The organism is uncultured Gemmiger sp. (assembly GCF_934561205.1).
Classification (GTDB): Bacteria; Bacillota; Clostridia; order Oscillospirales; family Ruminococcaceae; genus Gemmiger.
In genome coordinates this window covers 95,466-116,277 of record NZ_CAKTFU010000003.1, presented here as the reverse complement: position 1 = coordinate 116,277, position 20,812 = coordinate 95,466, and the positions used below count along the sequence as shown (strand labels likewise).

Genomic DNA, 20,812 nt, shown 5'->3' with positions numbered 1-20,812 from the left:
GATTTGCTATAATGGGTTCAGCTTTTCAGAAACGAGGCCGAATCCATGGTTTTAGCAGTAGATATAGGCAACTCCAACATCTGCATCGGCGGGCTTGCCGGCACAGGGCATCGGGACATTCTGTTCACCGTGCGCATGGTCACCCGCCCCCGCTGCACCTCCGACGAATACGCCGCCGAGCTGCGCTTTTTGCTGGCGCGGCTGCAGGTCGACCCCCGCGGGTGCGAGGGCGTGATCGTCTGCAGCGTTGTGCCCGGTCTGACAAGCGTGTTGGCAGCGGCGTGTGAGCGCCTTACCGGCCGCGCTGCAATGATCGTGAGCTGCGAACTGGACTGCGGCATGACCTTTAAGGTGGACGAGCCTTCCCGCGTGGGGCGTGACCGCATTGCCGATGCCGCAGCCGCCGCGGCGTACTATCCCCTGCCCTGCATGACCGTGGATCTGGGCACGGCGACCACCTACAACGTCATCTCGGAAAACGCCGAGTTTCTGGGCGGGTTTATTGTGCCGGGCGTACAGACCAGCCTGCGCGCCATCAGCAAGGGAACGGCGCAGCTGCCGCCCATTGCCCCCGAACCGCCTGATGTATTGATTGGCCGCAACACGGTGGAGGCGCTGAACAACGGCGCCATGTTCGGCACGGCCGCCATGCTGGACGGCCTGGCCGAGCGCGTACAGGCGGAACTGGGCAAACCGCTGACGGTCATTGCCACGGGCGGGCTGGCGCCCCACATTACCCCCTGCTGCAGATTTCCCGTGCAGTACGATGCCGATTTGCTGTTTAAGGGGTTGGCGTTGCTGTGGGAGAAAAATCAATAACAAAACAGGAGTGGCCTTTTGCAGGGTCACTCCTGTTTTTTCTTAGAACTCTCGTATCGGCCAGCCGAGCATCTGTGCGGCGGCAAGGTCATGGGTAACCAAAATCGTTGGGCGCTGCCCGGCAAGGCACACGGTGGTCTGCACGGCCTGCCGTACCAACTCGGCGTCCATACCGGTAAACGGTTCGTCCAGCAGCAGCGTTTCGGCATCTTGGCAAAGCAGCGCGCGCAGCAGCGCCACGCGGCGTTTTTGCCCGCCGGAAAGTCTCGCTGCCGGCAGCTTCAGCTCCGCCGGGGCAAAGCCCAGCGCCAAAAGCTCTTGTTCCGCCGTTTCGCTGCCAAGGCCGTGCCCTGTCAAAACCAGATTGTCCACGGCGTTCAGCTGCGGGCACAGCCGATTTTCCTGAAAGACCGCCGCAGGGCGCACAACGCCGCTGACACTGCCGCTGTCCGCCGTTTCCAGCCCCAGTAAAATGCGCAGCAGCGTTGTTTTTCCGACGCCGCTTGCTCCCATCAGGACCGTCGGTCCCTCCACCCGCCAGCAAAAATCCTTCAGAACCGTCTCGGTGCCGAAGCGTTTGGAGAGGTGTTTTATCACAATGCTCATGCGGCAGCCTCCCCGCAAAGTTTTGTTTTCAGCGCAGTCAGCCCCCTGGCGGCAAGTCCCGACAGCGCCGCCGACAGCAGCACGATGACCAGCGTCCAGGCAAAGACATCGGGTGTCGAAAGGGTGATTTTGGCGCGATACAAGGCATCGCCCACACTGTGGTCGGGCAGGCCGATGACCTCCGCCGAGACACCGCTTTTCCAGCACATGCCCATGGCGGCAATGCAGCTTTGGCAAAAGCTCGGAAAGATCCCCGGCAGCCAGATATACCGCAGGCGCGCAGTCAACGGCAGTCGGTAGACTTTGGCCATCTCCAACAGGCGGGGATCGGTGTCGGCAATGCCGCCCAGCACACCTGCATAGATCACAGGCAGCACATGGGTAAAGCTGACGACAACGCTTAAATTGGCACTGCGCACCCATAAAAGCGCCAAAATCACAAAGCTGGCCACGGGCATGGCGCGGATCAACTGCATGGCGGGGTCGATCATCAGCCGAACCGCGCGCCATCGCGCCCCCGCCGCCCCCAGTACCAGCCCGCCCAGCACAGCCAGCGCAAAGCCCAGCAGGATGCGCAGCGTACTAAAAGCAATACTGCGCCAAAACGCCGTTGTGGGCAAAAGTGCCGCCAGTGCCTGCACGGTCTGCCACGGCGTAGCCAAAAACAGCCCGCCGTGTCCCAAGGCAGAGGCGGCCAGCTGCCACAAAAGTACCCAGGCCGCCAGCGCGGCAAGGCGCTGCCAAAGCGGGAACTTAGCCTGCATAGTAGAAGTCGTCGCCGGGCAATGCGCCGCCGACAGCGGTCGGGTCAGCGTCAAACAGAATCTGGTAGTAGGCAGTCAGGTCGGTTTTCATGGTGTCGCCCGTTTCAAACACGATGTTGCACTGCGGCAGCGCCTTTTGCGCCAGTGCCGCCTTGGCCACCACGCCGAACGCCTCGCACAGGGCGGCGGTGCCTTCGGGGTCGGTGTTGGCCTGCTCGGTGCTGAGCTTGTACTTTTCCATAAAATCGGCAAAACGGGCAGGGTCAGCCTCAACAGCGTCCTTGCGCACCAGCAAAACGCCTGTTACCAACGGCGAACCAGCCACAGTCTGCCATTCGGCGTTCATATCCAGCGCCACGCGCAGACCCTCGGTCTGTGCCATGGCCGCCGTCACAAAGGGCTGGGGCAGCATGGCGATGCTGACCTCCCCTGCCTGTACCTTGGCCAGCGCCTCGGTGGCCTCGGCGGTGTATTCAATGGTGATATCCTTGTCGGGGTCGATGCCGTTCTGGCTCAGCAGATAGCGCAGAACATACTCCGGCGTAGTGCCCTTGCCGGTGGTGACAAGGGTCTTGCCCTTGAGGTCTGCCATGCTCTGCACGGTGTCACCCTTTTCCACCACATACAGAACGCCCAGCGTATTGATGCAGGCAACCTGCACCGCGCCCTGCGTTTTGTTGTACAGGGTGGCGGCAAGGTTGGCGGGTACACAGGCGGCGTCCAGGTCGCCCTTGACGAGCAGCGGCACCAGCTCGTCCGCCGCGCCGTACATGTTGTACAGCACACTGCCGTCCTGGCTGGGCTTCAGGCCGTTTTCGTCTGCCTTGGAATCGGTCGAAAGCCCCAGCAAATTGACAAGTCCCATGGTGGTGGGGCCTTTCAGCCCGGCCACGCGCAGCGGCTCGCTCTCAGTAGGGGCGGCGGTTTCCTCGGCCGAGGACGAGACGACGGACGGTGCGGGTTCACTGCTTACACTGCTTGCGGAACCGCCGCAGGCAGCCAGCGACAATGCCAGAGCCGCCGCCGTGACGGCAGCCAGGATTTTTTTCAGTTTCATAAAATTCTCCCCCAAATCTTTCTATTCGGTTGCATTTGCTGCCTTACTATACTATAATGATAGAAAAATGTCTGTTGCATTGGCAACGGAAGAAAGAAAACCTATGGACTACACCCCCTACTATCCGCTGCTGCAGCGCACCGATTTGCTGCACGGCTTTACGTCCGAGGAACTGGACGCGCTGCTGCAGGAGTTTTGCCCCCGTCTGCGCCGCTATGACAAGGGAGAAATTCTGCTGATGGCAGGTTATTCGACCGCCGAGGTCGGCGTGATCGTGCAGGGCAGCATTTTTGCCGAAAAGCCCCTGCCCGACGGCACCGACATCGTGATGTCACGCCTTGGCCCCGGCGACGTTTTTGCCGACGTGCTGGCGGGCGGGCAGAATCAAAGCCCTGTCAACGTGCGCACTGCCGAGGCTACCACCGTACTGTATCTGCCCGCCGCAGCGATCCTGCAGCCCGGCAGCAGCCTGCCGGAGCTGCATCTGCGTTTGCTGCAGAACTGGCTTTCTACGGTGACACGAAAATATTTTGCTTTAGATGACCGTCTGGAGCTGCTTTGCTGCAAGAGCCTGCGGCAGCGCATTGCGCTGTGGCTGGTCGGGCAGTGCAGGGCTGCCGGTTCCGACAGCTTTACCACGCCGCTGACCCGCGCCGAGCTGGCCGCCTACCTCAACTGCGACCGCAGCGCCTTGAGCCGGGAGCTGAGCCGTATGCAGCAGGACGGGCTGATTGCCGTGCAAAAAAACCGCCTCACCGTTAAAGATCTGCGTCGGCTTGCCGAAACACAAAAAATGTAATACGGACAGGAGTATCGCCATGAATCGCACCCAACCGATTTTGTATATTGTTATCCCCTGCTACAACGAGCAGGAGGTTTTGCCCATCACCGCGCCACTGTTTTTGCAGAAGATAAACGATCTTGCCGCAGTCGGGAAAATCAGCCCCGACAGCCGCGTCCTGTTTGTGAACGACGGTTCCAAAGACCGCACCTGGGAAATCATCAACGGGCTGGCTGCCGCCGATGAGCACTATGTCGGCATCTGCCAAAGCCGCAACCGCGGCCACCAAAACGCCGTGCTGGCCGGTCTGATGGAGGCCAAGAGCCGCTGCGACATTACCATCTCCATCGACTGCGACGGTCAGGACGACATCAACGCCATGGACGGCATGGTAGACGCCTATCGCGACGGCTGCGATGTAGTGTACGGCGTGCGCAGTAAACGCGACACCGACACCTTTTTTAAGCGTTTTACCGCCGAAAGTTTCTACAAGCTGCTGAATGCCATGGGCGCCGAGGTTGTTTTTAACCACGCCGACTATCGCTTGCTGAGCAGCCGCGTACTGGAGGAGTTTGCCAAGTTTAAGGAGGTCAACCTGTTCCTGCGCGGCATGGTGCCGCTGGTCGGCTTCAAATCCACCAGTGTTACCTACGAGCGCCACGAGCGCATCGCCGGCGAAAGCCACTATCCCCTGTCCAAGATGCTGTCGCTGGCGTTTGACGGCATCACGAGCCTGTCCATCAAGCCCATTCGTTTTATCACGGGCTTTGGCGTTTTTGTGGCGCTGGTCAGCTTTATCGGCGTGATTTGGGCTGTTGTGGAGGCCATTATCGGCGCGACCGTTTCGGGCTGGGCGTCCATGACCAGCATCATCTGCTTTGTAAGCGGGGTACAGCTGATTTGCCTGGGCGTTATCGGTGAGTATATCGGCAAAATTTACATGGAGTCCAAGCACCGCCCGCGCTATATTATCAGCGAAACGACCCCCAACTTTGGTGAAATCAAGGAGGATGCACAATGAGCCGTCAGGTCTGGAAAGGTTCCACCCTGTTAAATCCCGAACCGCCGGTGCTGGTAAGCTGCGGTTCGCCCGACAAGCCGAATCTTATCACGGTGGGCTGGTGCGGCACCATCTGCACCCAGCCGCCGATGCTGTCCATCAGCGTTCGGCCCGAACGGTACAGCCATCATCTGATTGCCGAAAGCGGTGAATTTGTTGTAAACCTGCCTACCGAAAATCTGGTGCGCGCCATTGACTGGTGCGGCGTCAAAAGCGGACGCGACATAGACAAATTTGCCGCCATGCACCTGACCCCCGCCCCCGCCGCCAAGGTCGGCACCGTGCTGCTGGCGGAAAGCCCCGTCAACCTGGAGTGTAAGGTGACGCAGGTCATCCATTTAGGCAGCCACGACCTGTTTCTGGCCGAGTGTGTGGCCGTGGATGTGGACGAGGCATTGCTGGACGAAAAAGGCAAGCTGTGCCTGAACAAGGCCAAGCTGATCGTCTATTCCCACGGCGATTATCTGGCACTGGGACGCAAGCTGGGCAGCTTTGGTTACAGCGTTCGCAAAAAGAAAAAGCCCGTAAAAAAATAAATTTTCGTAAACAAGAATCGCCCGCAGAAGTTTTACCTTCTGCGGGCGATTTGCTTTTTTAGAAGAATCCCTTACTTTTCAGAATCCCGATAAGAACCACTATGACCAGCGCCGTAATGCAGACACCGATAAATATGTCGATGTATTTCAGCGGCACCTTGCGGAAATTTTCGTAGAAATTTTCAAAGGCATTCAGCTGGCTGCGGTCGGGACGCGCAGACTCCGTTTCGGGGGTTTCGGCCGTCTCCGGCGTTTCAGGGGTGAGTTGTTTCTCTTGTTCTTCCATAATTACTTCTTAGCCAGGTACTTGCGCAGGTCAAGAGCAACGGCGATGACGATGACAAGACCCTGTGCAATGTAGGTGTAGGCGGGGTCGACGCCGAGGAACTGCAGGCAGATCTTCAGGACTTCAAAGACCAGAACACCGACCAGAACGCCGGAGACCTTGCCGACGCCGCCGTTGGTGGAAACGCCGCCGATGGTGCAGGCTGCGATAGCTTCCAGCTCATAGCCGTTGCCGGTGTTGGTGGAGGCGCCGCCGGCCTTTGCGCCGACGAGGAAGCCACCGAGAGCGTACATGCAGGAGGCCAGGATGTAGATGCGGATCAGGGACGCGGTGACGTTGACACCGGCAACCTGAGCGGCGTTCTCGTTGCCGCCGATGGCGTACATGTACTTGCCGTGACGGGTCTTATTGTACAGGAACCAGAAGAAGATGCCGATGATCAGTGCGAAAATAGCCAGGAACGGGATGGGGCCCAGCGTGCCGCTGGCAACGGTCAGGTAGCTCTGCTTGTAGCCGCCCATGGGCTGGTTGTTGGTGATGACGGAGCACAGGCCGTAGACGATGGTCTGCATGCCCAGCGTAGCGATGAAAGGAGGAACCTTCAGGAATGCGATAATGCAGCCGTTGATGGCACCGAAGCAGGCCATAATCGCCATGACGATCAGCAGGGCCACGGGCCACGGAATATTGGGCAGCCAGGGCAGCATGCGGGCAGCGTAGTCAACGCTCTGCAGCAGCATGGCGGAGAAGCAGGCGGCCAGGCCGACCTGGCGGCCGGCGGACAGGTCAGTGCCCTTGGTGATCAGGCAGCCGGAAACGCCGCAGGCGATGATGAAACGCGGGGCGACGTTCAGCAGCAGGTTTTTGCCGTTTTTCTCAGTAAAGAAGTTCTGGGTCGTGCAGCCGACGAAGAGGGCCAGCAAAACGATCAGAATAATGATCGCGTTATTGGACAGGAATTTTTTAAAGTCGAATTTTTTCTCCATTTTCGGATTCCTCCTTATTCAAACTGGGTAGCCAGCGTCATGATGTTCTCCTGGTTCGCCTTATCACCGTCGATAAAGCCGGTGCAGCGGCCATCGCACATGACCATAATACGGTCCGACATACCGATCAGCTCGCTCATTTCGGAGGAGATCATGATGATGCTCTTGCCCTGTTTGGCCATCTCGGCGATGATGCAGTAAATTTCATACTTTGCACCGACGTCGATGCCGCGGGTCGGCTCGTCCATGATGAAAACATCGGGGTCGTTGGCCAGCCAGCGGGCGATCAGCACCTTCTGCTGGTTACCGCCGGACAGCGATTGAATCTGCGTTTTGGAGGATGGCGTCTTGATGGACAGCTTGGCGACATTATCCTGCACCAGCTGCTCAATCTTGTTGTCGTCCAGCATGATGCCGCCGATCAGATACTTGTTCAGCGATGCAATGGAGACGTTATCCGCAATGGAAAGCACACCCAGAATACCGGTGGCGCGGCGGTCCTCGGTCAGCATGGCGATGCCGTTTTTGATGGCGTCCTGCGGCTGGTTGATGGTCAGTTCCTTGCCCTTATAGGTGATGGTGCCCGACGTGTGGCAGCGCAGACCGAACAGGCCCTCCATCAGCTCAGTGCGCTGAGCACCGACCAGACCCGCAACGCCGAGGATCTCGCCCTTGCGGACGTTGAAGTTGACGTGACGGAAGCTCTTGGGGTTGATGGACGTGAAGTCCTTGACCTCAAACACGACCTCACCGGGCGTATTCGAGCGCGGCGGGTAGAGGTTCGACAGCTCACGGCCGACCATCTTGGTGATGATCATATCGGTGGTCAGTTCCTTGGCCTCCCAGGTGCCGATGTACTGGCCGTCGCGCATGATGGTGACTTCGTCGCTGATGCGAAGAATTTCGTCCATTTTATGGCTGATGTAGACGATGGAAACGCCCTTGGCGCGCAGCTCGTTCACGATGGTGAACAGTGCCTCGACCTCAGCTGCCGTCAGCGAGGAGGTCGGCTCGTCGAGGATCAGCACCTTGCAGTCTGCGGAGACCGCCTTGGCGATCTCCACCAGCTGCATCTGGGAAACGCTCAAGGTTCCGAGCTTTGCGTGCGGATCATAATTCAGATGGACTTCCTTCAGGACCTTGGCCGCATCGGCGTACATTTTGTCGTGGTCGATGACGGTGACGGGTCCGTATTTCTTGGTTGGGTAGCGCCCGACGTAGATATTCTCGCCGATGGAACGCTCCGGGATGGGCTGCAATTCCTGGTGCACCATCGCAATGCCGCGATTCAGTGCATCCAGAGGTCCCTTGATCTGAACCTCCTGCCCCTCATAAATAACCTTGCCTTCGTCCATGTGGTAGATACCGAACATACACTTCATCAAGGTGGACTTGCCCGCGCCGTTCTCGCCCATCAGTGCATGGACGGTGCCGGGTTTCAATTTCAGCTGTGCGTGATTCAGTGCCTTGACGCCGGGGAACGTCTTGACGACATCACACATCTCCAAGCGGTACTCTGACAATTCGCTGGCCCCCTTCTGCTTAATCTTTTTGTAACCTTTTTGCGAAAAAAGTGGGTGCGTGCGCACATGCACACGCACCCAGAATCAGCTTGCGTTACGCAGCGTAATTACGGATTACTGGAAGTCCTTAACATTGTCGGGAGTGACCTTGACATAGTCAACGTACACGCTCTGGCTGCCGGCCTCGAAGGTCTTGCCGCCCAGCAGCTCCTCCATGGAAGCAACAGCCTGCGTAGCCTGGCCCTTAGCATCGTTCAGAACAGTGCCGGTCATGTTGCCGTTGGCAACTTCGTTCAGAGCAGCGTCCAGAGCGTCAACACCAACGAGGTAGATGTCCTTGTTGACGGTACGGTTGGCAGCCTGAATAGCCTGCAGAGCGCCGATAGCCATATCGTCGTTGTTGCAGAAGACGACTTCGATCTGATCACCGAACTTGGCGAGGTCGTTCTGAGCGATCTCCTGGCCCTTGTTACGGTCCCAGTCACCGCGCTGCAGGTCGAGCTGCTCGACTTCAACGCCGGCATCCTTCAGAGCCTTGACGGAGTACTCGGTACGCAGCTGAGCATCGATGTTCTCGGGGTCGCCCTGGATCATGATGTAGGAAACCTTGCCGTCGCCGTTGATGTCGCCCTTGTTCTCAGTGTCGAGGATCAGCTCGCCCTGGAATTTGCCGGACTGAGCAGCATCGCAGCCAACGTAGACCAGCTTGTTGTAAGCGGACATCTGGTCAGCGGTGGGCTCACGGTTGATCAGAACGGTGGGAACATCGGCATCCTTAACGGTGGAGATGATCTGGTCAGCGGCGGAGGTCATAACGGGGTTGATGATCAGAGCGTCGACACCCTGGGTGATGAAGGTGTTGATCTGCTCGTTCTGCTTGGCCTGGTCGTTGTTGCCGTCCACGATGGTGACTTCGTAGCCCTTGCCTTCCAGGATTTCCTGCAGAGCATTACGGTAGGTGGTCATGAAAGCATCGTCGAACTTGTAGATGCAGACGCCGACCTTGCCGCCCTGAGCGGCCTCGGTAACGCTCTCAGCTGCGCTCTCAGCTGCGCTCTCGGCTGCGCTCTCAGCTGCGGAAACAGCCTCAGAAGAGGAAGCGGGAGCGCTGGAGGAAGCAGCGCCGCCGCAAGCGGCGAGGGATACGACCATGCAGCCGGCCAGTACGATAGAAGCCAATTTCTTCATAATTGTTTCTCCTTCTTTTTGCAGTGGTTTTTTTGCGGACCGCTTGTAGAGGTTGCGGCCCTGATGACAGTTATTATAATACACGGGAAGGGGTGAAAAAACAAGGTGAAATTTCACCGATAAAAAGGGGGAAAAAACACCTTGTCGAACAGATTGCCCAACTATGCGTTTGGTTCTTTGTGCAGGTTGACCATCAAAAATGACAAAACGGTTATAATTGATGCAATTTTGTAAGAAATCTATCAAAAATAAGGGTAAAAAAACACCGCCTCCGTGAAAAAGGCGGTGATAATTGAAAGAATTTTGCAAAATCGGGCGGCGGCCTGCTTACTCAAACAAAAACAGTTCGCGCTGGTTATCCATGGCGAACATGTTGTCGCGGGTGACAACGGCAGCGGCGGTAACGTTGTTGGTTTCAACGCTGCTTCCCTGCCCTGCCAGCATTTTATAGGCACTTTGCACACCGAAGTACCCCATGGAGTAACTGTTCTGCACGATCAGGGCATCCACGGCGCCGTTTTGCAAAGCGTCCACTGTTTCGCCGTTGGAGTCAAAGGCGACCAGCCACAAATCGTCTGCGCGCTGCATCTGGTGCACGGCACGGGCTGTGCCGACGCCGATCGGCTCATTGAGAGCCACCAGCACATTGATTTCGGGGTGGTCCCGCAGCATTTCCAGCACGTCCCGGCGGGCATCCTCGGAATTGGGATGCGTCTGTACCGTGGCAATGACCTCGGCGCGTCCGCTTTCCTGAAAGGCGTCGCAGGCACCGGCGGCGCGGTCGCGGCCGTTGGCACCGTTGACCTCGTAGTTGACCAGACCGACGCGCAGCTGCCCCGATACCCCGTCCAGCGCACTTTGGGCAGCCATACGCCCCGCGCCGTAGTTGTCAACGCCGATGTAGGCCGACACATGGTCGGAATTGACCTGCGAGTCAATATTGATGATGAGAACACCCGCCTGCGCAGCGGCATCAATGGCGGCGGCGTTGGCTTCGTAGTCAATGGCAGAGAAGATGATGGCCTTGGCGCCCTCCTCCACGGCATTCTCGATCAGGGCGTTCTGCCCTTCAAAGTCCTCCTCATCGTCGGGCGCGGTGACGGTAAGTTCGATATTATATTCGGTGGCGGCCGCCTGTGCCCCCGTAAAGACGGCGTTCCAGAACTCCAGCCCCGTGGACTTTGCAATCAGCGCGACCTTGTATCGGCTCGTGGGTGTATCCTGCGGAATCGCGGCACAGCCGGCCAGCAGCAATGCCAGCATCGCCGGCAGCAGCCGTTTAACGTGTTTTATCATATTCGGCCTCCCTATCCTCCGGCACACGGGGCATGCGTATCGTCACGGTCGTCCCCTCATAGGGTGCGCTGCGGATGGATAATCCGTACTCTGCACCGAAATAGATGCGCAAGCGGTCATTGACGTTTTTGACGCCGATGCCTGTGCGGTCACTCGGCTCGTTCTGCAGCAGGGCGCTGACCTGCTCCGGTTCCATGCCGATGCCGTCGTCCTCGACGATCAGCAGAATGTCCTCGCCGTCCGGCTTGACGGTGATCTCAATGTGTCCGGCGTCGACCATCAGATCCAGCCCATGCACGATGGAATTTTCAATGATGGGCTGCAGGGTGATCTTGTTGCAAAGGCAGTGCAGACAGCTTTCGTCCACGGTAAAGTGGTAGGTAAACCGGTTTTTGTAGCGGAACTTCTGGATGCGCAGATACGCCTCGGCGTGCTGCAGCTCCTTTTCAATGGGGATCAGCTCATGGCCGCGGCTGATGCTGATGCGGAACAGCTGCGCCAACGCATGGACCATCTCGACGGCGTCGGCATTTTTGCCGCGCTCGCACATCCACGCAATGGAATCCAGCGTGTTGTACAGAAAATGCGGGTTGATCTGCGCCTGCAGGGCTTTCAGCTCTGTCTTGCGCAGAACGACCTCCTCCTCGCGCACGGTGGTCATCAGCTTTTGTATGCGCTGCACCATATGGGCAAAGGAGTCCGACAGATTCTGTACCTCACGCGTACCGCGCACCGGCAGATAGGCAAAGTGGTCGGCGTCACGCTCAAACTGTTCCATGGCGCTTTCCAGCTCCTGCAGCGGGCGGCTCAAATAACGGGAGAGCACAAGCCCTGCCGCCAGCGCCATGAAAAAAATCAGGGCGGCCGTAGCCACAGCGATGCGGAACATCTGCCAGAAGCTGTCGTTTACGGTTTCATCGACATAGCTGACGCCGACGACGCGCCAGGGGCTGCCCGGCACGCGCTTGACGCTGTAAATGACGGTGTCCTCAACATAAGTGCCGTCCCCGATGCAGGCCAGACGCCCGGCCTCCTCTTTTTTCAGCCCGGCGTACAATAGCTGCTGCTGCGGGTGGTAGACCATGTTGCCGCGCTCGTCCATCAGGTAGCAGTAACCGTGGCGGCCGATACCGACCGCATTGATGGTGCCCGCCAGCTCCTTAAAGCTGACATCAATGGACACCCAGCACCGCTGCCCGCCGTCCGGTATGCGGCGCACGACCGAAACGACCCACGGGTAGTACCCGGTAAAGATAGACTCGACATGCGGGGGGCTGATATAGCCCTGCCCCAGCCGCTTGGCAGTTTTCAAATCAAACGAAAGATTGCGCACGATATCCTCGCGCGGGGTGCGGCCGTCCTGTGCCCAGCAGTTCAGCAGTTCGCCGTTTTCGTCATAGACGGTTATGGCGGCAATTTCGGGGCGGGCTGTCAGGAAGGCAGCCAAAAAGGCGTCACGGTCGGCTTCTTCCTCGTCCAAGTGGGAGGTCACGATGTCGACGGCCTCCTCCAGTGAATCGACATAGCCGCCGACGCTGCCCACCACCTGGCTGACCGCCTGGGCGCTGTTAGTGCGCGCTGCCTCAATAATACTGCTGCGGTAGCTGCGCAGGAACAGAACGGTGCACAGGGTCAGCACCAGCAGCGACAATGCCGAAATCAGCGCAGCAACCAACTGCGCTGTGCGCGGCGGGCGCATCAGGTGTGCCCCTCATTGCGGGCGCGGCGCATGGCCACGGGCGAGGTGCCGCTGTATTTCTTGAAGCAGTAGCTGAAATAATGCTGATCTATGTAGCCGCAGCGGCGGGCGATCTCCTGAATTTGCAGGTCGGTGGTCAGCAGCAGCTCCTGCGCGGTCTCCATGCGGCGGCGCACCAGAATGTTGATGAAGGTCTCCCCCTCCGACTTTTTGATGCAGGCGCTGAGGTGGTTGGGGCTGACGTCCAGCATGGCGCTGAGGGATGCCAGGGAAAGATCCTCGTCCATGTAATGCTGGTTGATGATTTCCAGCGCGCGTTCGCACAGGCTGCCGTTTTTGCGGGTATCGCTGCTGAAACGCACGCCGCTTTCGTCCTCGGCGGCGGTATGCAGCGCGTCTATTGCCTGCTTGTAGGCATCGTGCAGCTCGGCAAAGTCGGTGTACTCGCGGCTGATGCCGACACTGGCCGTGCGGCCCAGGGCACGCTCTGCCAGCTGGCAGATCTCGTCCGCAAGAATGTGCAGGTATTCCTCAAAGTCCGAATGGTTGCCCAGCAGCACCGCGACAATGCGCCCCGAACAGTTGAAAACGAAATGCCGCAGGTATTTATTGGAGCTTTGCTCCACAAGCTGGGTAAAGCCGCCCGTGTAGTCCGAGTCGCCCGCCAGCGAGGCCGCCAGCACCACCAGAGTGCTGCGGTCATCCAGGCCGCGCAGCAGCCCGCAGTCACAGGCGGCACGGCGCAGACGTTCCTCCAAATCGTCGGGGGCGTTTTCGTAGCGCTGCAAAACCAGCGGAATGACAAAGGCCGCACGGTCTGCGTTGCGGCTGTCGGCACGGCGCAGCCCCGCATAGCGGGTGTCGATGCGCTCGTGGATGGCCTTCAGCTCTGCCGCAAGGCCGTCCATCGTCAGGGGCTTGAGCATATAGCTGATGATGTTGTACTGGATCGCCTGTTTTGCGTACTCAAAATCATCATAACCGCTCAAAAAGGCAATATGCATCGCGGGGCGAATTTCACGCACCTGCCGTGCCAGCTCAATGCCGGAGATAAAGGGCATACGGATATCGGTCAGCAGCAGGTCAGGTTCCAGCCGTTCGACCAGTTCCAGCGCATCCAGCCCGTTGCTGGCACTGCCCACCAGGTGGAAGCCCAGTGCTTCCCACGGGATCATGGTGCAGACAGCCTCGCGCAGCTCGTCCTCGTCGTCGGCAACAAGCACCGTATAAATGTTTTTATCTGCCATAAATTTCCTCTTTTCCGATTTACAGGGAATTGCGCAGCGCGTTGTACAGCTTTTCCGCCTTGGCGTGGCTGATGCCCTTGACCTCCTCCAAGTCGGAGATGCTTGCCTGCTTGACGGCGGCCACGGTCTTGAAGTGCGCCAGCAGGGCGGCGCTGGTCTTTTCGCCCACGCCGGGCAGGGCGGTCAGCGTTGCCGCGTAGGAGCGTTTTTTCATGGCGCGCTTGCGGTAATCGTTGGCGTAGCGGTGGGTCTCGTCCTGAATGTTGGTCACAAAGGTAAAGATATTGCGGTTGCGGTTTATGGCAATTTCGCCCCCGGCGTCATCCACGATGGCGCGGGTGCGGTGGTGGTCGTCCTTGACCATACCGAAGGTGGGCACGTTTTCCAGCGCCGTACCCTTGAGTGCCTGCTTTACGGCACCCACCTGCCCCCTGCCGCCGTCGATGAGCAGCAAATCCGGCAGGGCGGCAAACTGGTTTTGCGCACCGTCCGGCTTTTCGCCGCGGCGGGCGGCCTCATACTCGGCAGCACGGCGGGAGAGCGTTTCCGCCAGCGAGGCGTAGTCGTCGGTGCCGGCCACACTTTTCATCTTAAAGCGACGGTAACCGCTGCGGTAGGGCTTGCCGTCCTTAAAAACGACCATGCCGCAGACGCTGGAGCCGTCGCCCCAGTTGGAGATATCGTAGCTTTCGATCATGCGGGGCGGGGCCTTCAGACCCAATAGCTGGGCGGCCTCCTCCAGCAGCTTTTCCTCGCGGGTGTAGCGGCCGCTCTCGCGCCCCAAGCGCTCGACGGCGTTGGTGTAGGCCATCGTCACCAGTTTGGCTACGTCGCCGCGCTGCGGCACATACAGCTCCACCTTGGTGCCGCGCGCCTGGTTGAGTGCCTCGTTCAGCGCTTCGGCATCGGGGGGCAGCGCATCAACGGCAATGATCTTGGGTACGCTCTCGCCGTCCAGATAATACTGGGGCAGAAATTCCTCGCGCACGGCGTCAATGTCGGTGGTGTCGGGAAAAAGAAATTCCCGCTTGTCGGTCAGGCGGCCGTCGCGGTAGCGCAGCACGGCGGCACAGACCGCCTTGGTGGTGCCTGCCAGTGCGATGACGTCCATCTCGGTGTCGGCGTCCATGACGACCTTCTGCCCGGCTGCCACGCGGTCGATGGCCAGGATCTGATCCCGCAGCAGGGCGGCGGTCTCAAAATCCAGCCGGTCGGAGGCCGCCTGCATCTTTTCGCGCAGCTGCTTTACAATATCCTTTTTGCCGTAGCGTATCATGTGCAGCGCACCCTGCACGGCATCGTTGTAGGCCTCGCAGGAGATTTTGCCGCTGCACACGGCCATACACTTGCCGATGTGGGCGTTCAGGCAGGGGCGCCCCTTGCCGAAATCCTGCGGAAAATTCTTGCCGCATCGGGGCAAAAGAAAGCAGTCCTGCGCGGTCTCGACCATCTCGCGCACCGCAAAGGCGGAGGTAAAGGGGCCGATATAGTCGGCATCGTCGTCATCCTTTTGCAGCGCCGCCGAAATGCGCGGCCACGGCCCCTTGGTCACCTTAACATAGCTGTAACCTTTGTCGTCCTTGAGCAAAATGTTGTACTTGGGGGTGTGGGCTTTGATTTGGCTGGCTTCCAGTACCAGCGCCTCAAACTCCGACTGGCAGACGATGACGTCAAACGCAAAGGCGTGGGCGATCATCTGGGTGACCTTGGCGTCGTGGGGCACCCCCTCGCGGAAATACTGCGACACGCGGGTTTTCAGCCGCTTTGCCTTGCCGATGTAGATAATGGTATCGTGCTTGTCGCGTATGATATAGACCCCCGGCAAAAGTGGCAGCATACAGGCTTTTTTGTAAAGCTCGGCTTTTGTCATACTGTGTTCCTTTTCCTACAAAAAAAGCGGCGGGTAGGCCCCGCCGCAGATGTTTTGAGAAAGAATTATTCGGCAAAGCCGGAGCTGACCAGCTTGACCAGGCCGTCAACGGCAGCCTGCTCATCGGCGCCATCGGCAATGATGCGGATGGTGGTGCCGCCAACAATACCCAGGCTCAGGACACCGAGCAGGGACTTGGCATTGACACGGCGCTCCTCTTTCTCGACCCAGATGGAAGATTTGTACTCGTTCGCCTTCTGGATGAAGAAGGTAGCCGGGCGGGCGTGCAGACCAACCTGATTCTCAACGGTAACTTCTTTGACGTACATAGTTATTCTCTCCTACTTTTGAAAATAATATGCCCTTGCGTTTCCCGTGGGCGTTTCGTCAGGCGGTCTATTGCGTGTAATACGCCGCCTTGATTGTTTCTATTTTATCCTATTTTGTCGTTTTTGTACAGTGGAAATTTGCAAATTTGGCAGGATTCTGTAATTCCACCAAAAGCAGACGGTCGTCTTTGTGCATTTTTACCAGTTTGTTTTCAACATTGTTGGTCAGCACTTACAAAACCATCGACCGGCGGGCGGTAGCACATCCGCAATTCTTCACAGTACACCGCACAAAAAACGTCCTTGGCGGGGTCATATATCGCTTCGGTGCCGGCAGGCACCCACCCCATACGCTTGTACAGGGCGATGGCGCGGGTGTTGGTGTTCAGCACGGTCAGTGTGGGGTTTGTATGCTCCGGCAGCTTTTTGCGGGCAAAATCCAGCATCTTGGCGCCGATGCCCTTGCCGCGCGCAGCTTCTGTGACAAACAAGCAGCCGATTCTGCCAGTCTTGTGGCAGACGCCTACCATGCCGTCCGCCGTATTTTTGGTGTAATGCAGGTAGAAGGCCCAGCCGTCCTTATGCTGCTGTAAAAGCTGCGGCAGCATAGCTTCGGCGGTAAGGCTTGCCAGTGCCTCCGCCGTGCCTACGGGGGCACCGACGGCGCGGCGTCCCTCGGCAGCCAGTTCGGCGGCGCGCTGCCACTGCTCCTCGGTTTTGACAAGGCGCATATTCTCGCCGCGCTTCCACTTTGGCAGCTCGGTCATCGGGTGGGTGGCACACCATTGGTCATACAGGTCAGGGCGGCGGGTGCGGGTGCGGGTGCGGCTTTGTTCACCGCGCCACGCGTCGATTTTTTGGTGGTCGCCTGTCAGCAGCACAGGCGGCACGGCGCGCCCCTCCCACACTTCGGGGCGGGTGTACTGGGGGTATTCCAAAAGGCCGTCCCAGTAGCTTTCGTCCTGATAGCCTTTTTCCTCCGCCAGCACGCCGGGCTGCAGACGCAGCACGCTGTCCGCCACCACAAGGCTTGCCAGCTCGCCGCCGGTCAGCACATAGTCCCCGATGGAAATTTCCTCATCCCCGAAAGCATCGATCACGCGCTGGTCGATGCCCTCGTAATGGCCGCAAACCAGCGTTACAGCGTCATACTGTGCCAGCTCACGCGCCTTGGCCTCATCATAGGGCGCACCGGCGGCGGTCAAAAACACAACGTGCGGCTTAGCCCTGCCCTGCGCCCGGCACTGTGCCTGCACGGCGCGCAGACAATCGGCAATGGGCTGGGCATACAGCACCATGCCGCAGCCGCCGCCGTAGGGGTAGTCATCGGTCTGCTTTTGTTTATTTAAGGTATAGTCCCGAATCTGATGGCAGTGCGCCTCAAACAGGTTTTTGGCGCGGGCGCGGCCCAGAATGCTGGCCGACAAAAAGGTGTCGCACAGTTCGGGAAACAGAGTCACGATGTCGATGCGCATAGCTTTAATCCTTATCTCCGTTGACGGCGTCGGTAAACATACCCTCGATGGGGGTCACAAGGATGCGGCGGTTGTCGGGGTCCAGTTTTTTGACAAATTCCGGCACGGCGGGCAGCATGTGGGTGCCGCCCTCGGCATCGGTGACGGTGTAGATATCCTGCGCGGCGGGGCGGTCAATGGCCGTCAGCGTACCGTAGACCTGCTCGGTCTCGGCGTCAAGCACCTCACAGCCCAGCAGGTCGTCGATGAAAAAGCGACCCTTGGGCAGACGGGCGTCCGCCTTGGCAAAGTAGTAGGTGCGGCCTACCAGCGCGCGGGCGGCGTCCATATCGGTCACACCCTCCAGCCGCAGCAGAATGGTGTTGCCCTGCGCGCGCACGCCCAGCACCTTGCACTCTCCCCCGCCCTGTGCCGTGACGAACAGCCGCTTGAACTTAGCCAGAAACGCAGCGCCGTCGCACAGGGGCAGGGCTTTCATTTCGCCGCGAACACCGTGGGTAGACACGATCTTGCAGGCGGGCAGATAGTTTTGCATAAGTGTACCTCCTGGGGAAAGAAAAGGCAACACCGCACAATTCCCGCCTTACGGCTTAAGCACCGCTCCGGCGGCTGCGGCACGGCATCTGCGTTGCCAAAATGCTCGATAAGACATCCAGTATTATCTGCGCTTTTGGCTTAGCATCTGCCGCACCTCGCTCGCCGTATCGGCACTTAGAATTATGCGGTATTGCCAAAAAGCACTTTACCGTTGCGGCAAAGTGCTAAAATCATCAGTCGATCTCGACGACTGCTTTTTCGCCCTGGCGAACAGCAGCGGCACGCATGACAACGCGGATAGCCTTGGCGATGCGTCCCTGCTTGCCGATGACACGACCCATATCGGCCTCTGCCACTTTGAGGTGATAGACGACAGTGCCGTCCTCACGCAGAGGGTCAACAGTCACCTGCACAGCCTCCTTGTCCTCGACAAGACCGCGGGCAACGGCTAATAAGAGTTCCTGCATAGACGTTCCCTCCTACAAGAAAACCTGCAATTACAGAACGGAAGCCTTCTTCAGCAGCTCGCGAACGGTGTCGGTGGGCTGAGCGCCGTTGGACAGCCACTGCTTAGCCTTCTCCTCGTCGATCTTGACAACGCTGGGGTTCTTGGTGGGATCGTAGTAGCCGATCTCCTCGATGAAACGGCCGTCGCGGGCAAAGCGGCTGTCAGCAACAACAACACGATAGAAAGGAGCCTTCTTGGCGCCCATGCGGCGCAGACGAATCTTAACCATAATACTATTCCTCCAAAAATTGTTTACGGCCCTTGCGGGGCAACAGAATTTATATTGTACACCCTTGGGCCGTATAGCCTTGCGGGTCATACCAAATTATTTGCGGCATCAGAAGCCGCGGCCAAAGCCGCCCTTCATACCGGAAAGTCCGCGCATAAACGCCTTGGGGTTGCGGCGGACCTTTTTCATCATCTTTTGCATCATTTCGTACTGACGCAGCAACTTGTTGACTTCCTCCACCGAGGTGCCGCTGCCTGCGGCAATGCGGCGCTTGCGCTTGGGGTTGATGATGTCGGGCTTGGCGCGCTCGGCCGGGGTCATCGAGTAGATGATGGCCTCAATGCGGGGCAGGGCCTTTTCGTCCAGCTGCGAGGGGTCGATCTGGCTGCCGCCGGGCATCATGGCCAGCAGCGCCGATGCACCGCCCATTTTTTTGACCTGCTGGAACTGAGCCAGAAGGTCGTTCATATCAAATTTGTTTTCCATCATCCGCTTGGCGGCGGCTTCGGCTTCCTTGTCGTTTTGCAGGGTCTGCGCTTTTTCGATCAGGGAAAGCACATCGCCCATGCCCAGGATGCGGCTTGCCATGCGGGATGCGTAGAAAGGCTCCAGGTCCTCCAGCTTTTCGCCGGTGCCCTGGAAATAGATGGGCTTGCCGGTGACAGCCAGCACCGAAAGTGCCGCGCCGCCGCGGGTGTCGCCGTCGGTCTTGGTAAGGACAACGCCGGTGATGCCAACCTTTTCATTAAAGGTGTTGGCAACGTTGACGGCTTCCTGACCTGCCATGGCATCGACGACCAGCAGAGTTTCGTCCACTTCGACAGCCTGCTTGATGCGGACAAGCTCCTCCATCAGGGTGTCGTCGATCTGCAAACGGCCGGCGGTATCGAGAATAACGATATCGTTGCCGTGATCCTTGGCGTAGGCCATTGCCTTTTGGGCGATGATTTCGGGCTTTTCAGTGCCCAGCGTGAACACCGGCACACCGGCCTGTTCACCGACGACCTTCAACTGCTCAATGGCAGCGGGGCGGTAGATATCGCAGGCGACCAGCAGCGGGCGGCGCCCCTGGCTGCGGTAATACTTGCCCAGCTTGGCGGCGTGGGTGGTTTTACCGTTGCCCTGCAAGCCGCACATCATCAGCACGGTCTGACCCTTGTTTTTGATGCGCAGGGTGTGGATCTCATCGCCGCCCATGAGCTTTGTCAGCTCATCGTTGACGATTTTAACGACCTGCTGGGCGGGGGTCAGGCTTTCCATGACCTCCTGCCCCATCGCGCGCTCGGAAACCTGCGCGCAGAAGTCCTTGGCGACCTTGTAGTTGACGTCGGCTTCCAGCAGCGCCATACGGACCTCGCGCATGGCAGTCTTGATGTCTGCCTCGTTCAGCTTGCCCTTGCCGCGCAGCTTTTTGAAAACGCCGTTCAGGCGATCTGTCAATGATTCAAATGCCATCTGCGTCCTCCTGCGTGTTCAGGCGTTGGATGATGCTAAGCATCTCGCCGGTGTCCTTGTCGATTTGCGGGGATGAGGTGTACAGCCCGGAGTTGCAGCAGCGCACTTCCATGGTCAGCTGCAGCAGACGCTCTAAATCGCGCTGCATCGCGGTGTGGCGGCGTGCATTGCCGAGCTTTGTTTCCAGTTCGTCCAGCGCGGCCTCGCCGTGCTTGATGGCGTCCCGAACGCCCTGGCGGGTGATGCCCATATTCTCGGCAATTTCGGCCAGGGAAAGATCCTCATCGTAATATTCCGTTAAGATGATCCGCTGCTTTTCGGTAAGCACCGAACCGTAAAAATCCAGCAGTATGGAATAGGTCAGGTTTTTCTGCGGTTTGCCCGCCATATACCCGTTCCCCCTTTACTGCGTTTGCGATGTAAAGCTATTTTCTTTACATCAGCTTTTGAATTATACCAGTATCCGGCGCACAAGTCAAGGGTTTTCGGCAACTTTTTTGCGGTTTACGGCGGGTTTTGGCAAAATTTTAAGATTTGTCTGTCTGTTGGGTGCAAATCGCG

General features: G+C 58.5%; 22 protein-coding genes. 4 read left to right on the top strand and 18 right to left on the bottom strand.

What is annotated here, in order from left to right; translation table 11 throughout:
• Positions 1-45: 45 nt before the first annotated feature.
• A complete protein-coding gene (locus Q0I19_RS02935) occupies positions 46-819 on the top strand; it encodes a type III pantothenate kinase (protein ID WP_294758048.1) in 774 nt (257 codons plus the stop codon).
• A gap of 42 nt (positions 820-861) precedes the next feature.
• Here the strand turns inward: Q0I19_RS02935 and Q0I19_RS02930 are convergent, their stop codons facing one another.
• The 3 genes from Q0I19_RS02930 to Q0I19_RS02920 are packed head-to-tail and all read right to left on the bottom strand — an operon-like array spanning position 862 to position 3,246.
• Complete coding sequence (locus Q0I19_RS02930) at positions 862-1,425, bottom strand: ATP-binding cassette domain-containing protein (RefSeq protein ID WP_294758050.1); 564 nt, start codon at positions 1,423-1,425, stop codon at positions 862-864.
• Positions 1,422-2,189, bottom strand: a complete 768-nt coding sequence (locus Q0I19_RS02925; RefSeq protein ID WP_294758051.1) for an ABC transporter permease subunit — start codon at positions 2,187-2,189, stop codon at positions 1,422-1,424. The genes Q0I19_RS02930 and Q0I19_RS02925 overlap by 4 nt, the downstream gene beginning before the upstream one ends.
• The gene (locus Q0I19_RS02920) at positions 2,179-3,246 is read right to left on the bottom strand and encodes an MqnA/MqnD/SBP family protein (protein WP_294758052.1); all 1,068 of its coding nucleotides are present in this window, start codon (positions 3,244-3,246) and stop codon (positions 2,179-2,181) included. Before Q0I19_RS02920 ends, Q0I19_RS02925 begins: the two co-directional genes overlap by 11 nt.
• 103 nt (positions 3,247-3,349) lie before the next feature.
• Between Q0I19_RS02920 and Q0I19_RS02915 the strand changes: the two genes are divergently transcribed.
• From Q0I19_RS02915 to Q0I19_RS02905, 3 genes are read left to right on the top strand one after another with little or no spacing between them, the layout of a single operon-like run.
• A complete protein-coding gene (locus Q0I19_RS02915) occupies positions 3,350-4,045 on the top strand; it encodes a Crp/Fnr family transcriptional regulator (protein ID WP_294758054.1) in 696 nt (231 codons plus the stop codon).
• Positions 4,046-4,064: 19 nt separating this feature from the next.
• A complete protein-coding gene (locus Q0I19_RS02910; protein ID WP_294758056.1) occupies positions 4,065-5,048 on the top strand; it encodes a glycosyltransferase family 2 protein in 984 nt (327 codons plus the stop codon).
• Positions 5,045-5,623, top strand: a complete 579-nt coding sequence (locus Q0I19_RS02905; RefSeq protein WP_294758057.1) for a flavin reductase family protein — start codon at positions 5,045-5,047, stop codon at positions 5,621-5,623. The genes Q0I19_RS02910 and Q0I19_RS02905 overlap by 4 nt, the downstream gene beginning before the upstream one ends.
• A 58-nt stretch (positions 5,624-5,681) precedes the next feature.
• On the opposite strand, the gene Q0I19_RS02900 is transcribed toward Q0I19_RS02905, so the two are convergent.
• The 15 genes from Q0I19_RS02900 to Q0I19_RS02830 all read right to left on the bottom strand — a co-directional run bounded on the left by Q0I19_RS02900 (position 5,682) and on the right by Q0I19_RS02830 (position 20,639).
• Positions 5,682-5,909 carry a hypothetical protein gene (locus tag Q0I19_RS02900; protein WP_294758059.1) on the bottom strand — a complete coding sequence of 76 codons (228 nt, stop codon included), beginning with the start codon at positions 5,907-5,909 and terminating at the stop codon, positions 5,682-5,684.
• A 2-nt stretch (positions 5,910-5,911) separates the two neighbouring features.
• The gene (locus Q0I19_RS02895) at positions 5,912-6,895 is read right to left on the bottom strand and encodes a beta-methylgalactoside transporter (protein WP_294758061.1); all 984 of its coding nucleotides are present in this window, start codon (positions 6,893-6,895) and stop codon (positions 5,912-5,914) included.
• 14 nt (positions 6,896-6,909) lie between these two features.
• Positions 6,910-8,418 carry a sugar ABC transporter ATP-binding protein gene (locus tag Q0I19_RS02890; protein WP_294758063.1) on the bottom strand — a complete coding sequence of 503 codons (1,509 nt, stop codon included), beginning with the start codon at positions 8,416-8,418 and terminating at the stop codon, positions 6,910-6,912.
• A 114-nt stretch (positions 8,419-8,532) separates the two neighbouring features.
• The gene (locus tag Q0I19_RS02885) at positions 8,533-9,606 is read right to left on the bottom strand and encodes a galactose ABC transporter substrate-binding protein (protein ID WP_294758065.1); all 1,074 of its coding nucleotides are present in this window, start codon (positions 9,604-9,606) and stop codon (positions 8,533-8,535) included.
• Between the two features lie 327 nt (positions 9,607-9,933).
• The gene (locus tag Q0I19_RS02880; RefSeq protein WP_294758067.1) at positions 9,934-10,902 is read right to left on the bottom strand and encodes a substrate-binding domain-containing protein; all 969 of its coding nucleotides are present in this window, start codon (positions 10,900-10,902) and stop codon (positions 9,934-9,936) included.
• Positions 10,886-12,601, bottom strand: a complete 1,716-nt coding sequence (locus Q0I19_RS02875; RefSeq protein ID WP_294758069.1) for a sensor histidine kinase — start codon at positions 12,599-12,601, stop codon at positions 10,886-10,888. Before Q0I19_RS02875 ends, Q0I19_RS02880 begins: the two co-directional genes overlap by 17 nt.
• Positions 12,601-13,848: a response regulator gene (locus Q0I19_RS02870; protein ID WP_294758070.1), complete on the bottom strand. Its 1,248-nt coding sequence runs from the start codon at positions 13,846-13,848 to the stop codon at positions 12,601-12,603. The genes Q0I19_RS02875 and Q0I19_RS02870 overlap by 1 nt, the downstream gene beginning before the upstream one ends.
• A 19-nt stretch (positions 13,849-13,867) precedes the next feature.
• Positions 13,868-15,718 carry an excinuclease ABC subunit UvrC gene (gene uvrC, locus Q0I19_RS02865; protein WP_294758071.1) on the bottom strand — a complete coding sequence of 617 codons (1,851 nt, stop codon included), beginning with the start codon at positions 15,716-15,718 and terminating at the stop codon, positions 13,868-13,870.
• 65 nt (positions 15,719-15,783) lie between these two features.
• Complete coding sequence (locus tag Q0I19_RS02860; RefSeq protein ID WP_007046747.1) at positions 15,784-16,047, bottom strand: HPr family phosphocarrier protein; 264 nt, start codon at positions 16,045-16,047, stop codon at positions 15,784-15,786.
• Positions 16,048-16,259: 212 nt separating this feature from the next.
• Complete coding sequence (trmD, locus tag Q0I19_RS02855; RefSeq protein WP_294758073.1) at positions 16,260-17,522, bottom strand: tRNA (guanosine(37)-N1)-methyltransferase TrmD; 1,263 nt, start codon at positions 17,520-17,522, stop codon at positions 16,260-16,262.
• Positions 17,523-17,526: 4 nt separating this feature from the next.
• Complete coding sequence (gene rimM / locus Q0I19_RS02850) at positions 17,527-18,057, bottom strand: ribosome maturation factor RimM (protein WP_294758075.1); 531 nt, start codon at positions 18,055-18,057, stop codon at positions 17,527-17,529.
• Positions 18,058-18,292: 235 nt separating this feature from the next.
• Complete coding sequence (locus Q0I19_RS02845) at positions 18,293-18,526, bottom strand: KH domain-containing protein (RefSeq protein WP_294758077.1); 234 nt, start codon at positions 18,524-18,526, stop codon at positions 18,293-18,295.
• A gap of 30 nt (positions 18,527-18,556) precedes the next feature.
• A complete protein-coding gene (gene rpsP, locus Q0I19_RS02840; protein ID WP_294758369.1) occupies positions 18,557-18,799 on the bottom strand; it encodes a 30S ribosomal protein S16 in 243 nt (80 codons plus the stop codon).
• Between the two features lie 105 nt (positions 18,800-18,904).
• Positions 18,905-20,251, bottom strand: coding sequence for a signal recognition particle protein (gene ffh, locus Q0I19_RS02835; RefSeq protein ID WP_294758078.1), 1,347 nt, complete (start codon positions 20,249-20,251; stop codon positions 18,905-18,907).
• Positions 20,241-20,639: a sigma factor-like helix-turn-helix DNA-binding protein gene (locus Q0I19_RS02830; protein ID WP_294758080.1), complete on the bottom strand. Its 399-nt coding sequence runs from the start codon at positions 20,637-20,639 to the stop codon at positions 20,241-20,243. The genes ffh and Q0I19_RS02830 overlap by 11 nt, the downstream gene beginning before the upstream one ends.
• Positions 20,640-20,812 lie beyond the last annotated feature (173 nt).

What these genes read in the sequence shown, in the direction of transcription:
- Q0I19_RS02905 (WP_294758057.1), top strand. Translation starts at nt 5,045, where the DNA reads ATGAGCCGTCAGGTCTGGAAAGGTTCCACCCTGTTAAATCCCGAACCG.
- Q0I19_RS02915 (WP_294758054.1), top strand. Translation starts at nt 3,350, where the DNA reads ATGGACTACACCCCCTACTATCCGCTGCTGCAGCGCACCGATTTGCTG.
- Q0I19_RS02875 (WP_294758069.1), bottom strand. Translation starts at nt 12,601, where the DNA reads ATGCGCCCGCCGCGCACAGCGCAGTTGGTTGCTGCGCTGATTTCGGCA.
- Q0I19_RS02880 (WP_294758067.1), bottom strand. Translation starts at nt 10,902, where the DNA reads ATGATAAAACACGTTAAACGGCTGCTGCCGGCGATGCTGGCATTGCTG.
- Q0I19_RS02910 (WP_294758056.1), top strand. Translation starts at nt 4,065, where the DNA reads ATGAATCGCACCCAACCGATTTTGTATATTGTTATCCCCTGCTACAAC.
- Q0I19_RS02845 (WP_294758077.1), bottom strand. Translation starts at nt 18,526, where the DNA reads ATGCAGGAACTCTTATTAGCCGTTGCCCGCGGTCTTGTCGAGGACAAG.
- Q0I19_RS02925 (WP_294758051.1), bottom strand. Translation starts at nt 2,189, where the DNA reads ATGCAGGCTAAGTTCCCGCTTTGGCAGCGCCTTGCCGCGCTGGCGGCC.
- rimM (WP_294758075.1), bottom strand. Translation starts at nt 18,057, where the DNA reads ATGCAAAACTATCTGCCCGCCTGCAAGATCGTGTCTACCCACGGTGTT.
- Q0I19_RS02870 (WP_294758070.1), bottom strand. Translation starts at nt 13,848, where the DNA reads ATGGCAGATAAAAACATTTATACGGTGCTTGTTGCCGACGACGAGGAC.
- Q0I19_RS02900 (WP_294758059.1), bottom strand. Translation starts at nt 5,909, where the DNA reads ATGGAAGAACAAGAGAAACAACTCACCCCTGAAACGCCGGAGACGGCC.
- trmD (WP_294758073.1), bottom strand. Translation starts at nt 17,522, where the DNA reads ATGCGCATCGACATCGTGACTCTGTTTCCCGAACTGTGCGACACCTTT.
- ffh (WP_294758078.1), bottom strand. Translation starts at nt 20,251, where the DNA reads ATGGCATTTGAATCATTGACAGATCGCCTGAACGGCGTTTTCAAAAAG.
- Q0I19_RS02895 (WP_294758061.1), bottom strand. Translation starts at nt 6,895, where the DNA reads ATGGAGAAAAAATTCGACTTTAAAAAATTCCTGTCCAATAACGCGATC.
- Q0I19_RS02930 (WP_294758050.1), bottom strand. Translation starts at nt 1,425, where the DNA reads ATGAGCATTGTGATAAAACACCTCTCCAAACGCTTCGGCACCGAGACG.
- Q0I19_RS02860 (WP_007046747.1), bottom strand. Translation starts at nt 16,047, where the DNA reads ATGTACGTCAAAGAAGTTACCGTTGAGAATCAGGTTGGTCTGCACGCC.
- Q0I19_RS02885 (WP_294758065.1), bottom strand. Translation starts at nt 9,606, where the DNA reads ATGAAGAAATTGGCTTCTATCGTACTGGCCGGCTGCATGGTCGTATCC.
- Q0I19_RS02830 (WP_294758080.1), bottom strand. Translation starts at nt 20,639, where the DNA reads ATGGCGGGCAAACCGCAGAAAAACCTGACCTATTCCATACTGCTGGAT.
- Q0I19_RS02920 (WP_294758052.1), bottom strand. Translation starts at nt 3,246, where the DNA reads ATGAAACTGAAAAAAATCCTGGCTGCCGTCACGGCGGCGGCTCTGGCA.
- Q0I19_RS02935 (WP_294758048.1), top strand. Translation starts at nt 46, where the DNA reads ATGGTTTTAGCAGTAGATATAGGCAACTCCAACATCTGCATCGGCGGG.
- uvrC (WP_294758071.1), bottom strand. Translation starts at nt 15,718, where the DNA reads ATGACAAAAGCCGAGCTTTACAAAAAAGCCTGTATGCTGCCACTTTTG.